The organism is Hominiventricola filiformis (assembly GCF_020686965.1).
Lineage (GTDB): Bacteria > Bacillota > Clostridia > Lachnospirales > Lachnospiraceae > Hominiventricola > Hominiventricola filiformis.
In genome coordinates this window covers 16256-30780 of sequence record NZ_JAJEPS010000010.1, presented here as the reverse complement: position 1 = coordinate 30780, position 14525 = coordinate 16256, and the positions used below count along the sequence as shown (strand labels likewise).

11 protein-coding genes are annotated in these 14525 nt (G+C 47.4%); 10 read left to right on the top strand and 1 reads right to left on the bottom strand.

The genetic code is table 11. The features are described from left to right. Positions 1-7 precede the first annotated feature (7 nt). The 6 genes from ispG (at position 8) to LKD36_RS10725 (ending at position 8819) form a co-directional block, all read left to right on the top strand. Positions 8-1063 carry a flavodoxin-dependent (E)-4-hydroxy-3-methylbut-2-enyl-diphosphate synthase gene (ispG, locus tag LKD36_RS10750; protein ID WP_308459591.1) on the top strand — a complete coding sequence of 352 codons (1056 nt, stop codon included), beginning with the start codon at positions 8-10 and terminating at the stop codon, positions 1061-1063. Next, the gene (locus LKD36_RS10745) at positions 1056-5594 is read left to right on the top strand and encodes a PolC-type DNA polymerase III (RefSeq protein WP_308459590.1); all 4539 of its coding nucleotides are present in this window, start codon (positions 1056-1058) and stop codon (positions 5592-5594) included. The genes ispG and LKD36_RS10745 overlap by 8 nt, the downstream gene beginning before the upstream one ends. Positions 5595-5732: 138 nt before the next feature. After that, complete coding sequence (locus LKD36_RS10740) at positions 5733-7019, top strand: adenylosuccinate synthase (protein ID WP_308459589.1); 1287 nt, start codon at positions 5733-5735, stop codon at positions 7017-7019. Between the two features lie 7 nt (positions 7020-7026). Beyond that, positions 7027-7632, top strand: a complete 606-nt coding sequence (locus tag LKD36_RS10735) for an HAD family hydrolase (RefSeq protein ID WP_308459588.1) — start codon at positions 7027-7029, stop codon at positions 7630-7632. Positions 7633-7709: 77 nt separating this feature from the next. Further along, entirely contained in the window at positions 7710-8426 is a 717-nt protein-coding gene (locus LKD36_RS10730) for a phosphatase (RefSeq protein ID WP_308459587.1), read from the top strand. An 87-nt stretch (positions 8427-8513) separates the two neighbouring features. Next, positions 8514-8819, top strand: a complete 306-nt coding sequence (locus LKD36_RS10725; protein WP_118770323.1) for a YerC/YecD family TrpR-related protein — start codon at positions 8514-8516, stop codon at positions 8817-8819. 54 nt (positions 8820-8873) lie between these two features. Here LKD36_RS10725 and LKD36_RS10720 read toward each other — a convergent pair whose 3' ends face one another. Then, entirely contained in the window at positions 8874-9488 is a 615-nt protein-coding gene (locus tag LKD36_RS10720) for a DUF1836 domain-containing protein (RefSeq protein ID WP_118770322.1), read from the bottom strand. A gap of 402 nt (positions 9489-9890) precedes the next feature. Here LKD36_RS10720 and LKD36_RS10715 point away from each other — a divergent pair, with 402 nt between their 5' ends. The 4 genes from LKD36_RS10715 to LKD36_RS10700 are packed head-to-tail and all read left to right on the top strand — an operon-like array spanning position 9891 to position 14512. Continuing rightward, positions 9891-11390, top strand: a complete 1500-nt coding sequence (locus LKD36_RS10715) for an ABC transporter ATP-binding protein (protein ID WP_308459586.1) — start codon at positions 9891-9893, stop codon at positions 11388-11390. Positions 11391-11404: 14 nt separating this feature from the next. Continuing rightward, positions 11405-12196 carry an ABC transporter permease gene (locus LKD36_RS10710; RefSeq protein WP_308459585.1) on the top strand — a complete coding sequence of 264 codons (792 nt, stop codon included), beginning with the start codon at positions 11405-11407 and terminating at the stop codon, positions 12194-12196. Next, positions 12193-12993, top strand: coding sequence for an ABC transporter permease (locus tag LKD36_RS10705; protein ID WP_118770319.1), 801 nt, complete (start codon positions 12193-12195; stop codon positions 12991-12993). The genes LKD36_RS10710 and LKD36_RS10705 overlap by 4 nt, the downstream gene beginning before the upstream one ends. Then, the gene (locus LKD36_RS10700) at positions 12986-14512 is read left to right on the top strand and encodes an ABC transporter substrate-binding protein (protein WP_308459584.1); all 1527 of its coding nucleotides are present in this window, start codon (positions 12986-12988) and stop codon (positions 14510-14512) included. The genes LKD36_RS10705 and LKD36_RS10700 overlap by 8 nt, the downstream gene beginning before the upstream one ends. The last annotated feature ends 13 nt before the right edge of the window (positions 14513-14525 follow it).

The window sequence follows — 14525 nt, the reverse complement described above, 5'->3', positions numbered from 1 at the left end:
GGATGTTATGTATCGAGATCATACAAAAGTAGTAAAAATCGGTGATCGGGTCATCGGTGGGGGAAATCCCATTCTGATCCAGTCCATGACCAATACAAGAACGGAGGATGTGGAGGCGACCGTTTCACAGATTCGTCGTCTTACCGCAGCCGGATGTGAAATTATTCGCTGTACGGTTCCTACGATGGAAGCGGCGCTGGCGTTAAAAGAGATCAAGAAGCAGATCTCTATTCCGCTGGTGGCAGATATTCATTTTGACTATAAGATGGCCATTGCAGCCATGGAAAACGGCGCAGACAAGATCCGTATCAATCCGGGAAATATCGGAAGCTATGAGCGCATCAAAGCGGTTGTAGACACGGCAAAAGAAAGAAATATTCCCATTCGTGTGGGGGTGAACAGCGGTTCCCTGGAAAAAGAACTGGTGGAAAAATACCACGGCGTCACCGCAGAGGGAATTGTGGAGAGTGCCCTTGATAAAGTAAAAATCATTGAGGATATGGGATATGACAATCTGGTCATCAGTATTAAATCTTCCAATGTACTTATGTGTGCAAAAGCCCATGAGCTGATTGCTCAGAAGACGGATCATCCGCTGCACGTGGGAATTACAGAGGCAGGCACACTGTATTCCGGAAATATCAAATCCGCAGTCGGCCTTGGCGTGATCCTCTATCAGGGCATCGGTGATACGATCCGTGTCTCTCTGACCGGGGATCCGGCAGAGGAAGTAAAATCTGCGCGTCTGATCTTAAAGACCCTGGGACTCAGAAAAGGCGGTGTGGAAGTTGTTTCCTGCCCGACCTGCGGAAGAACCAAGATTGACCTTATCGGTCTGGCAAATAAAGTAGAAGCCATGGTGGCCAACTATCCGCTGGACATCCGCGTAGCTGTTATGGGCTGCGTGGTGAACGGACCTGGTGAGGCAAGAGAGGCGGACATCGGAATTGCAGGCGGCGACGGCATCGGTCTTCTGATCAAACATGGTGAGATTGTTCAGAAGCTTCCGGAGGATCAGCTTCTGGATGCTCTTCGTACAGAACTGGAGAACTGGAATGAATGAAAAACCGTTTTTTGAAGTGTTTCGCACACTGCAGGTAGACGGACAACTGCATAGTCTCTTTGAGCAAGTCATGGTAACCAGGGTATCAACAAACCCTGGGCATGATGTGCTCAGAGTGTACATTGTGAGCAAAAAGCTGATTGCAAAAGATCAGCTTTTTCATATTGCAAAACAGATTCAGCGTCAGGTCTTTGGCACCAGGAAGACGCAGGTCTATCTCTTTGAAAAATTCCAGCTGTCAGAGCAGTACACGCCGGAGAAATTATGGGATCTCTATGAGGACAGTGTGCTCACAGAACTGGAAGCTTACAGCCCCTACAAAAGAAGCATTATGAAAAATGCGAAGGTGGAGTTTCCGGATGAACACAACATGCGGGTGACGGTTTCTGATCAAGTCTATGACAAGGAAGCAGTGGATGATATTTTACGGATTCTGGACCGGGTGTTTAATGAGCGTTGTGGCTTTCAGGTGAAGGTGGATGTGAACTATGTCGATCTGAAAGAACACAAGAGCCTGGAGAAGAGCGAGGCGCAGATGCGCCAGCGGATCAGCTTTCTGACGGAAAGTCTTATGAAGGAAAAGGAAGCCAAAGCTGAGGCGAAGGCGGAGCGGAAAGCAGCCAGGGAAGAGGCAAAGGCAGCAGGCGCTTCCGGTGGGAAATCATCGGGAAATAGTGCCGGAGCAGCATCCAGTGCTGGTGGAAGTGCACCAACCGAAAAAGATGCAGGCAGCTTTGGAGGTAAGAAATCTTTCGGCGGCGGACGGTTCGGCGGAGAAGGCCGCAGCGGCAGTATCCGGAGAAGTGATAACCCGGATGTGCTTTATGGACGTGATTTTGAGGATGAGCCGATTCCGTTGGAGCAGATCGTCGAGGAGATGGGAGAGGTAACCGTCCGCGGCAAGATCCTCAATATGGAGGAGCGGGAGATCCGTGGAGAACGTACCATTGTCACCCTGACAGTGTCGGATTTTACAGATACCATTCATATTAAGATGTTTACCAGAAATGAGCAGCTGGAAGAACTGCGGAGTAAGATTTCAGCAGGCGGTTTTGTAAAGCTCAAAGGTATGACGACGCTGGACCGGTTTGATCACGAGCTGACTATCAGTTCCGTGGTGGGTATTAAGAAGATTGCAGACTTTACCACTTCCCGTATGGATTATTCCTACAAGAAGCGTGTGGAGTTGCACTGCCATACGAAGATGAGCGACATGGACGGCGTTACCGATGCATCGGTTCTTCTGAAGCGTGCCAAAGCATGGGGAATGCCGGCCCTTGCCATTACGGATCATGGCTGCGTGCAGGCATTTACGGAGGCTAGCCATACGATTTCCAAGGATGAAGACTTTAAGGTCATTTACGGAGTGGAAGGTTATCTGGTGGATGACCTGAAGGAATTGGTAGAAAATTCCAAGGGGCAAAGTCTCGATGATCCCTATGTAGTATTTGACCTTGAGACCACCGGACTTTCCGCGGTCAACAATAAGATCATTGAGATCGGTGCGGTCAAGGTGGAAAATGGAAAGATCACCGACCGGTTCAGCACTTTTGTCAATCCGAAGGAGCCCATTCCCTTTGAAATCGAAGAACTGACCAGTATCAGTGATGAGATGGTCATCGGCGCACCGGCCATCGAAGAAATTTTACCGGATTTCCTGAAGTTTTGTGAAGGCTGTGGGCTGATTGCCCACAATGCTTCTTTCGATGTGGGATTTATCGAGGAAAACTGTCGCCGTATGAATATTCCTACAGATTTTACGGTAGGAGATACAGTGGCTATGGCAAGACTTCTTCTTCCGGCCCTTAATAAATTTAAGCTGGATACAGTAGCCAAGGCACTGAATGTGTCTCTTGACCATCATCACCGTGCGGTGGATGATGCGGCCTGCACGGCGGAGATTTTTGTAAAATTTATCGAGATGTTCAAGGCAAGGGACGCTTATAATCTCGATCAGGTCAACGAGATGGGACGAACCAATGAGGATGCCATCCGAAAGCTTCCGACTTACCATGTTATTATCCTGGCAAAAAATGACATCGGGAGGGTGAATCTTTATCGTCTGGTATCCTGGTCACATCTTAAATATTTTGCCAGAAGACCGCGGATTCCCAAGAGTCTTCTGAATGAATACCGGGAAGGTCTGATCGTAGGCTCTGCCTGCGAGGCAGGAGAACTGTACCAGGCAATTCTTAGAGGAGCGCCCAGCCAGGAAGTGGCGCGAATCGTGAATTTCTACGATTACCTGGAGATTCAGCCACTGGGCAACAACGGTTTTATGCTGCGGGATTCCAAGAATCCGGTAAACTCGGAGGAAGATCTCCGGGAAAATGTCCGGAAGATCGTGCGCCTTGGTGAAGAATTTAAAAAGCCGGTCGTTGCCACCTGTGATGTACATTTTATCGATCCGGAGGATGAAGTATACCGACGGATTATCATGGCAGGAAAAGGCTTTAGCGATGCCGATGAGCAGGCGCCTTTATATCTTCGTACTACGGAGGAGATGCTGGCAGAATTTGAATTCCTCGGTGCGGAGAAGGCAGAAGAGGTGGTCATCACCAACACAAATAAGATTTCCGATATGTGCGAGCATCTGTCACCGGTGCGTCCGGATAAGTGCCCGCCGGTCATTCCAAATTCAGACAAGACGCTGCGTGAGATCTGTTACAACAAAGCCCACGAGATTTACGGAGATGATCTGCCGGAAGTGGTAACGGAGCGTCTGGAGAGGGAACTGAAGTCCATCATCGGAAATGGATTCGCCGTGATGTACATCATTGCCCAGAAGCTGGTGTGGAAATCCAATGATGACGGCTATCTGGTAGGCTCCCGTGGATCTGTAGGTTCCTCGTTCGTTGCTACCATGGCGGGAATTACGGAAGTAAATCCGCTGCGTCCTCACTATATCTGTCCCCAGTGTCATTATAGTGACTTTGACTCGGATGATGTGAAAGCTTATGCAGGAATGGCGGGCTGCGATATGCCGGACAAGGACTGCCCGGTGTGCGGTCATAAGCTATTAAAAGAGGGATTTGATATTCCCTTCGAGACCTTCCTTGGATTTAAGGGAAATAAAGAGCCGGATATCGACCTGAACTTCTCCGGTGATTACCAGTCCAAGGCGCACAAATATACGGAGGTTATCTTCGGTGCAGGACAGACTTTCCGTGCAGGAACCATCGGTACGCTGGCAGATAAGACGGCATTTGGCTATGTAAAAAAATACTATGAAGAGCGTGGCACCAGCAAGCGGAACTGTGAGATCGACCGGATCGTGCAGGGATGTACAGGTGTCCGCCGAACCACAGGACAGCACCCGGGAGGTATCATTGTACTTCCCTTGGGCGAAACGATCTATTCCTTTACTCCGGTGCAGCATCCGGCCAACGATATGACGACGGATACGGTAACGACTCATTTCGATTACCATTCCATCGACCATAACCTGTTGAAGCTGGATATTCTGGGACATGATGATCCGACGATGATCCGTATGCTGGAAGACTTGACCGGCGTGGATGCAAAGACGATCCCGCTGGATGATCCGGAAGTTATGTCCCTCTTCCAGAGTACGGAAGCCCTGGGCGTGAAGCCGGAGGATATCGGGGGTACCCGTTTAGGTTCTCTTGGAATTCCGGAGTTTGGTACGGAATTTGCCATGCAGATGTTGATTGATACCCACCCGACCCATTTTTCCGATCTGGTCCGCATTGCCGGACTGGCCCATGGAACGGACGTATGGCTGGGCAATGCCCAGACGCTGATTCAGGAAGGAAAGGCGACCATTTCTACGGCCATCTGTACGCGAGACGATATTATGACGTATCTCATTGGTATGGGACTGGACAGTGAGATGTCCTTCAAGATCATGGAGGCTGTCCGGAAAGGAACCGTTGCAAAAGGAAAATGTGACAACTGGCCGAAATGGAAGGAAGAGATGATTGCCCACAACGTACCGGACTGGTACATCTGGTCCTGTGAGAAGATCAAGTATATGTTCCCCAAAGCCCATGCGGCGGCTTACGTTATGATGGCATGGCGAATCGCCTGGTGTAAGATCAATTATCCGCTGGCTTACTATGCGGCATATTTCAGTATCCGTGCGGATGCATTTAATTATGAGATCATGTGCCAGGGCCGGGATCGACTGGAATACTATATGGCAGATTATAAGAGAAGAAGTGATTCCTTATCCCAGAAAGAACAGGAGACGCTGAAGGATATGAAGAGTGTACAGGAAATGTATGCCCGCGGCTTTGAGTTTATGAAGATCGACGTCTACCGGGCCAATGCCCATGAGTTCCAGATCATTGACGGAAAACTCATGCCCTCCCTGTCCACCATTGACGGACTGGGTGATAAGGCGGCGGATGCCTTCGTGGAAGCCGCGGCGCAGGGACCGTTCCTTTCCAAAGATGATCTCCGTCAGCGAAGTAAGCTCAGTAAGACGGTGATTGATCTGATGGCGGATCTGGGTCTTCTGGAAGGATTGCCAGAATCCAACCAGCTTTCGCTGTTTGATTTTGGCTGATTTAACAGGAATAAGTGCTTTACTTATTAAGGTTAATAAGATATACTAAGCTGTGTGTGCGGTCAATTTTAATAACCTGGGACCGCAGTTGTTTATATAGGACAGGCAAGAGAGCCTGTGAAATGGAGGAAGTTATCTATGGTAAGAGCAGTTGTAGGAGCAAACTGGGGTGACGAAGGAAAAGGAAAGATCACCGATATGCTCGGCCAGGAGTCTGATATTATTGTAAGATTCCAGGGAGGAGCCAATGCGGGACACACAATCGTCAATGATTATGGAAAGTTTGCATTACACACCCTGCCGTCCGGAATTTTTTATGGTCATACGACCAGTATTATCGGAAACGGTGTGGCACTGAATATCCCGGTATTTTTCAAAGAGCTTCAGAGCGTTGTGGATCAGGGCGTGCCGATGCCGAAGATTCTGGTATCTGACCGTGCGCAGATGGTAATGTCTTATCATATTCTTTTTGATAAACTGGAAGAGGAGCGTCTGGCAGGAAAGTCCTTTGGATCTACCAAATCCGGTATCGCACCGTTCTATTCAGACAAATATGCAAAGATCGGTTTCCAGGTCAGCGACCTGTTTGCCGATGAGAAAGAATTAAGAGAAAGAATTGCTAATGTAATTCTGAAGAAAAATGTTCTCCTTGAGAATCTGTATCATGCAGAACCCCTCAAAGAGGACGATATCTACGAAGAGCTGATGGGCTACAAGAAGATGGTAGAGCCGTATGTGTGCGACGTATCCGCATATCTGTGGGAAGCTATCAAAGAAGGAAAGAACATCCTGCTGGAAGGTCAGCTGGGAACCCTGAAGGATCCGGATCATGGAATTTACCCGATGGTTACCTCTTCTTCCACACTGGCAGCTTACGGTGCCATCGGAGCAGGTATTCCGCCTTATGAGATCAAACAGGTTATCACTGTATGTAAGGCATACTCCAGTGCAGTAGGAGCAGGTGCATTTGTCAGCGAGATTTTCGGTGAGGAAGCAGACGAGCTCAGAAGACGCGGCGGAGACGGCGGAGAGTATGGTGCAACTACCGGACGTCCGAGAAGAATGGGATGGTTCGACTGTGTGGCTTCCAAATACGGATGCCGTCTGCAGGGTGCTACTGATGTGGCGTTTACCGTACTTGACGTACTTGGCTATCTGGATGAGATTCCGGTATGCGTAGGTTATGATATTGACGGAAAAGTAACGACTGATTTCCCGACCACTCATCTGCTGGAGAAAGCAAAACCGGTATACGAGGTTCTTCCGGGATGGAAATGTGATATCCGCGGTATCAAGAATTACGAAGAGCTGCCGGAGAACTGCCGCAAATACATCGAGTTCATTGAGAAACAGATTGGATTCCCGATTACTATGATTTCCAATGGACCGGGAAGAAACGACATCATCCACAGAAATGTGAAATAAGAAAATCATGATCAGAAATATTGTATTTGACATCGGAAATGTGCTGGCAGAGTTCAGCTGGCGGGAACACCTTGCCCGTTTCGGATTTACCGGAGAAAAGGCAGAGCGCATCGGAAAAGCCATGATGCTGAATCCTACCTGGAACGAACTGGACCGCGGTGTGTGGAGCAGGGAAAAACTGCTGCAGTCCTTTATCAAGGAGGCACCGGATCTGGAACAGGAGATTCGTCTCGTATTTTCAGATCTGTCCACGATTGTGCGGAAATTTCCAAAGTCCGACAGCTGGGTGCAGAGTTTAAAAGACAGAGGATATCATGTATACTATCTGTCTAATTACAGCAGCCATGTCCGAAAAGATACGGAAAAAGAGCTTACTTTTATGAAGCTGATGGATGGCGGAATTATGTCCTATGAAGTGCAGCTGATTAAACCGGATCTGGCAATCTATCAGACACTGATGGAACGTTATGACCTGCAGCCGGAAGAATGTGTATTTCTGGATGATACAAAAGCCAATATTGACGGGGCACTGCGTGCAGGCATGCAGGGAATTCTCGTTAAAACACAGGAGCAGGCCATGCAGGATCTGGATGAGCTGTTGAAGACAAACTGATAATAAAAGGGAGCAGGAGGGGAGACTTTTCTGCTCCTTGTCTTATCCAATGAAGATGACGAAAGGACAAACGGAAGATGAGAGATATACTGGATGTGCACACCCATACAGTTGCCAGCGGCCATGCATATAACAGCATGATGGAAATGATCCATGCAGCGCAGGAGAAGGAACTGGAAGTGTATGGAATTACGGAGCATGCGCCGAAAATGCCGGGAACATGCGGTGAGTTTTACTTTCATAATCTGAAAGTGGTGCCGCGTAAGCACGGAGATCTGGAGCTGCTGCTCGGCGTGGAACTAAATATTCTGGATGAAAAGGGAACAGTAGATCTGGAAGAGCCCAATCTGGGAAGAATGGATGTGGCGATCGCGAGCCTTCATACACCCTGCATCAAACCTGGCAGCCGGGAGTGGAATACGGAATGTCTGATTCAGGCTATGAAAAATCCACATATTAATATCATCGGCCATCCGGATGACGGACGTTATCCGCTGGATTATGAGGCAGTGGTGCAGGCAGCAAAAGAAACTCATACATTGCTGGAGATTAATAATAACTCTCTGAATCCCCGCTGTTTCCGTCAGAATGCCAGGGAAAATGACCTGACCGTGCTCCGGCTCTGCAAGCAGTACGGCGTATCCATCATCATGGGAAGTGACGCTCACTGGATGGATGATATTCTGGATCACGGACGTGCCATGGAGCTTCTGGTGGAGACAGATTTTCCGGAAGAACTGGTGGTTAATACGCAGAAAGAGCGTTTATTCAAGTTTATCAATAAGTACCTGTAGAAGACTGGACTTTATAGTTTTACTGTGTTAAAATTATAAAGCATAAGGGTTTTAGAAAATCATGATGTAGAACAGGGGAAATGCATGATGAACAAGAAGATCAGAAATGAAGCGACAGACGGTTTGTTTCGTGCCATACTGAATCTGAACAGTCTGGAAGAGTGCTATACATTTTTTGAGGACGTATGTACGATCAATGAGATCCAGTCATTGTCCCAGCGGTTTGAAGTAGCCAAGCTTCTCAGAGAGAAGCGGACGTATCTCGAGATCGCAGAGCAGACAGGCGCATCTACAGCGACTATCAGCCGCGTGAACCGGTCCCTGAATTATGGTAACGACGGATATGACATGGTATTCCGACGGATGGAGCAGGAAGATCAGGAAAACAAATAAGAAACAAAAGAATCTCCGGCAGGGCATTTGGCTTTGCCGGAGATTTTACATGTATCAGTCTTTGCGTTTTTTTGCCGGTTCCTTTTTCGAAAGGCCGTCGATCAGTTTTTCAATCACCTGTTTTTTGACATAGACATCAAAGCTTAATAGGCAGATAAAGGAGAAGGTCTGAAGGAACTGCCGGTCTTCCTCAGCTGCATCAGGGAAAATATCGGAAGCAATGTGGTATTTGTCGATCACATCCTGCTTCATCTTTTCCACCTGGCTCTTTTCCAGACTGAATACTTCCTCATAGATGGACTGCATGTTGAATTCGCCCTCATTGTGAAAATAGCGGTCGGTCAACGGTTCCAGCAGACTCTGGATATCGCCGATAGAGAGAATGGACTTGTAATAGTAAATATAAATCAGGAGCAGCATGTGCTCTTTGGAATATTTCTTCTTCTCCGGGGAGGGAAGAAGACGGTTCTTTGCATAATTGTTGATCATGGTTTTAGTGAGGATCTTGTCCTCCGGATAACGCTTGGAGGCGTTTAAATGCTCTTCCATAAACGTCGTCACCTGATCCATATAGAGATCAATGTTCGGAATCTCCTTTGGCTTGATGTAATCAATCCGGTCAAGGCTTTCCAGAATACTGTTAAGGATGTCCTGCTGGTTAATTGTCATAAGTAATCACCTCGTCTGTCTATTATATAGTATTTAAAACTACATAACAAGTCTTTTTGCACAAAAAAATCGGGAGGATTTACGTATAAGAAAGAGATTGCAGGGTATACTGTAAGTGTACGGAAGATAAATTGAATACTTATCCTCCCCTTTGAAGGTCCGTCTGCTGTGGAACACCATGGCAGGCGGATTTTTATTCATACAGATGGATTTTACGAATAAAATTGTTGACATTTTTATCAATATCGAATACTATTCTACATAGTGATATTGGCACAGGAACGAAAGGCAGTGACGTCAAGAAACGAAAGGCATCTTGACATTACTGCCTTATTTTTATGCGTTCCTGTGTACAAATCTGTAATTCATTTTTCACGAAGGAAAGGAGCTGGGAGCCGTACCATGTCAGTTGAACATATTATTGAACTGAAAGGAATTAAAAAGCGCTTCGAGGATAATTTTGAAGCGGTGAAGGATTTTGATCTCCAGGTTAAAAAAGGAGAATTTGTGACGTTCCTGGGGCCGTCAGGCTGTGGCAAGACCACGACTTTGCGTATGATAGCCGGATTTGACATCCCAACAGAAGGACAGATTTTGTTAAATGGGGAGGACATCAGTAAACTTCCTCCTAATAAGCGACCGATTAATACGGTATTTCAGAGATATGCGTTATTTCCGCATCTGAATATTTTTGATAACATTGCTTTCGGCCTGAAGCTGAAAACAAAAAATGTAACTTATAAAAATGCGGCAGGAGAGACCGTCACCCGTCAGGAAAAACTGACGAAGGAGGAGATCCGTGCCAAAGTAAGCCGTGCGCTGGAAATTGTAGACCTGGAAGGCTTTGAGAAGAGAAGTATTTCCACCCTGTCCGGCGGTCAGCAGCAGCGTATTGCCATCGCCAGAGCCATTGTCAATGAGCCGGAGATTCTGCTTCTTGATGAGCCGCTGGGGGCGCTGGATTTAAAGATGCGGAAAGAGATGCAGCTGGAGCTGATGGCCATGCACAAAGAGCTGGGTATCACCTTCATCTACGTTACCCATGACCAGGAAGAAGCCCTGACCATGTCTGATAAGGTTGTTGTTATGTCTGACGGTAAGATTCAGCAGATCGGTACGCCGGAGGAGATTTATAATGAGCCGCATACAGTATTTGTTGCGGACTTTATCGGTGAGAGCAACATTTACACCGGTCATATGTGCGGTATCCGCGAAGTGGATTTCTGTGGTGCGAAGTTTGCATGTCTTGATGATCTTCCGGTGGGAGCAAAAGTCGATGTCATCGTGCGCCCGGAGGATGTGATCATGACGGCACCGGAAGACGGTACGATTACGGGTGTGGTACAGTCCGTGATTTTCAAGGGTATGCACTATGAGATTATCGTGGAGTCAGGAGATAACGAGGTTGTGATCCAGAGTACCAGAAGTGCAAAAGAGGGCGATACCATTGGTATGTGTCTGGAGCCGGACGGCATCCATGTAATTCTGGCCGATACCAACCAGAATATTTTCGAGGGCGAGCTGACGAAACATTATACTGTGGAATTTGCAGGAGGCGAGTATGCCTGTGATGTGACGCAGCTGTATGCGGGATCTTCCTTCAATGGAGACGGCGTCCTGGTGGATGCAGAGGGGCAGGAGATCGAGACTGCAGGCGTGAAGGTCAAAGTCAAGGTTCCGGTAGAATCCATCGACATGAGCGACGATACAGAAAATGGAGATGGGGTCTGCGGTCATATCATTTCTCTTATTTACAAAGGTGACCATTACCATTACGTGGTCAGAACGAAGGACGATTATGACTTCCATCTTCATGACGAATATCTGTGGAATGAGAACGACTATGTACGTCTTATCATTCCGAAGGAGAGCATTGAGATGTCCCTGTTGGGAGAAAACTGAAAGGAGACCGAAGAATGAACCTGCGTTTTTCAAGAAAACAGCTGGGTATCCCCTATGCGGTATTTTTGATCTGCTTTGTTGTTGCTCCGCTTCTGGTGGTACTCTACTATGCATTTACTAACGGCTCCGGACAGTTTACTGCCGGTAATTTCATCAATTTCTTTACCGATGAAAATACCATCGGAACCTTGTGCTACAGTCTGGTGGTAGCGGTAACCGTCACAGTATGCTGCACGCTGGTGGCTTATCCGGTGGCCTATATTCTGGCGCGGAGTGATATTAAGAAAAAAAATGTTCTGCTGGTGCTCTTTATTGCACCCATGTGGATTAACTTTACGCTTCGTGTGGTAGCTTTAAAAGAAGTGCTGACCATGATAGAAGGCAATCTGGCCTATCATCCGTTCCTCAACACGGTGATCGGTATGACCTATGATTTCCTGCCTTTTATGATTCTGCCCCTTTATACAACCCTTGGAAAGCTGGATAATTCCTTCCTGGAGGCAGCGGCTGACCTGGGAGCAGATCCGGTGCGGACTTTCCTGAAGGTAACACTTCCTTTAAGTGTACCGGGACTGATCAGCGGTGTAACCATGGTATTCCTGCCCTCCATGACGAACTATGTCATTCTGGATATGCTCTATAACAGCACTTACATCATGGGAAGTCTGATCGGAAGTTACTTTAATGCCTATGACTGGCACAGTGGTTCCATGATATCTATCGTGCTGCTGGCAATTATCTTCCTTGTGACCTGGGCAACCAATGGCTTCAGTGAAGAGGAGACAGGACGGGGGACAATCTTATGATAAAAAAGACGATGAGATCTGCCTGGCTTGGCATTGTATTATTATTTATGTATCTTCCGGTAATGATTCTGGCTGTATACAGCTTTACGGATACGGCAACCATCGGAACCCATGGAAATTTTTCTCTGCAGAATTATAAAACCCTGTTTACGACAGGCGAGCTGCTGGGAATGATTGGCGGCACCTTTGCGCTGGCTATTGGGTCTGCCTGCATTGCGACGATTCTGGGAACCATCGGAGCCATCGGAGCCTTTTACAGTAAAAAAGGAACCAGAGGAGCCATTGATTTTGTCAATCAGGTTCCGGTAGTGAATGCGGAAGTGGTAACCGGATTTTCTATCTGTGTCCTGCTCATTGTAGTTCTGGGACTCAGCAAGGATTCCTTTTTCCCGTTGATCGTGGGGCATGTGGTACTGGAAGCGCCCTTTGTGTATCTGTCTGTTCTGCCAAAATTAAAACAGATGGATAACAGCATTTATGAGGCAGCGCTGGACCTGGGAGCAAATGCCAGTGTGGCATTGCGGAAGGTAGTTATTCCCCAGTTGATTCCGGGCATTGTATCCGGTTTTATGCTGTCCGTGACTCTGTCACTGGATGATTATTTTATTACGACTTATACGAAACCGGCCACCTTTGATACCATCAGTACTTATGTGGTCAATGCCACCAAGGGGTCCCATACGGAGATCAAGACCGCACTCTGGGCGCTGTCGACTCTGATTTTTGTGATTATCGTGGCAGGTGTGCTGGTATGGAACCTTCTTAGTGAGAAAAAAGGAGGTGCGGATAATGAATAAAAGAATTTCAGCAGCAGCTATGGCAGCAGTCATGGGCGCGTCTGTCGTGTCCGCCATTCCGGTACAGGCAACAGGCGGTCAGACGGAAAATGACACCATTGTCCTGCGGGTCTGCAACTGGGAGGAATATATCGACGAAGGCGGCTGGGAGGATGACGAGGTCATCGATCTGGACAGCGGCGATATCTTTGGAGAGAATTCCATGATTCAGGATTTTGAACAATGGTATCAGGATACTTATGGAAAAAAAGTGAGAGTGGAATATTCCACTTTTGGAACCAACGAGGAACTGTACAGCCAGCTGAATCTGGGAAATGTCTATGACCTGGTGTGTCCTTCTGACTACATGATCATGAAGCTCCTGAAAGAAAATAAACTGGAGCCTCTGTCTAAAGAGTTTTTTGATGCGGAAAATGAGAACAACTACTACGTAAAGGGAGTATCTCCTTATATCAACGGCGTATTTGAAGAAAATCAGATTGACGGAAAACCATGGGTGGATTATGCAGCAGGTTATATGTGGGGCATTACCGGTATGGTCTACAATCCGGAAGAGGTAACAGAGGAAGAAGCTTCCACCTGGACGATCCTGGAAAATCCGAAATTCTACCGTCAGGTTACCATTAAGGACAATGTGCGTGATGCTTATTTTCCGACACTGGCGATTCTGAACCGGGATCAGCTTCTGGATCCTTCTTTTAGAAACAGTGCAAATTATGAAGCTCAGCTCTCTGCCATCATGAATGATACAAGAAAAGAGACCATTGATGAGGCAGAAGAAAAATTAAAAGAGATCCGTGCCAATGTCTACTCCTTTGAGACGGACAGCGGTAAAGCAGATATGGTCAGTGGAAAGGTAGTTGCCAATCTGCAGTGGTCCGGAGATGGTGTCTATGCACTGGATCAGGCAGAGGAGGATGATTTTTATCTGAATTGGGCGGTGCCGGAAGAATGTACTAACCTGTGGTTTGACGGGTGGGTTATGTTAAAGAGCGGCATCGGTCAGGATGCAGCAAAGAAACAGGCTGCTGAGGCATTTATCAACTTCCTGTCAAGACCGGATAATGCTGTCCGCAATATGTACTATATCGGATACACTTCTGCCATTGCAGGCGGTGACAGCAGCGTAATTTTTGACTATCTGGACTGGACTTACGGTGCGGAAGAAGATGAGGAAGATACCATCGAATATCCGGTAGGATATTTCTTCTCCGGTGACAACAGTGATGAGGACTATGTCATCACCGCACCGGCTGAGCAGGCGCACCGCCAGCTTTCTGCCCAGTATCCCAGTGAGGAAGAGATCAGCCGGAGTGCGGTCATGCTGTATTTTGACGACGAGGGTAATAAGAACATCAATCAGATGTGGATCAATGTGAGATGCTTTAATTTAAGCATGTTGAGCATAGCACAGTGGATTACGATTGCAGTGATCGTGCTTGCAGCAGCACTTCTGGTACTGTTTGTGAAGTTTGGCGATGATATTTTCCGCAGAAAACCGCCGAAAGGTTACAACTAAAAAAGTTTACCGG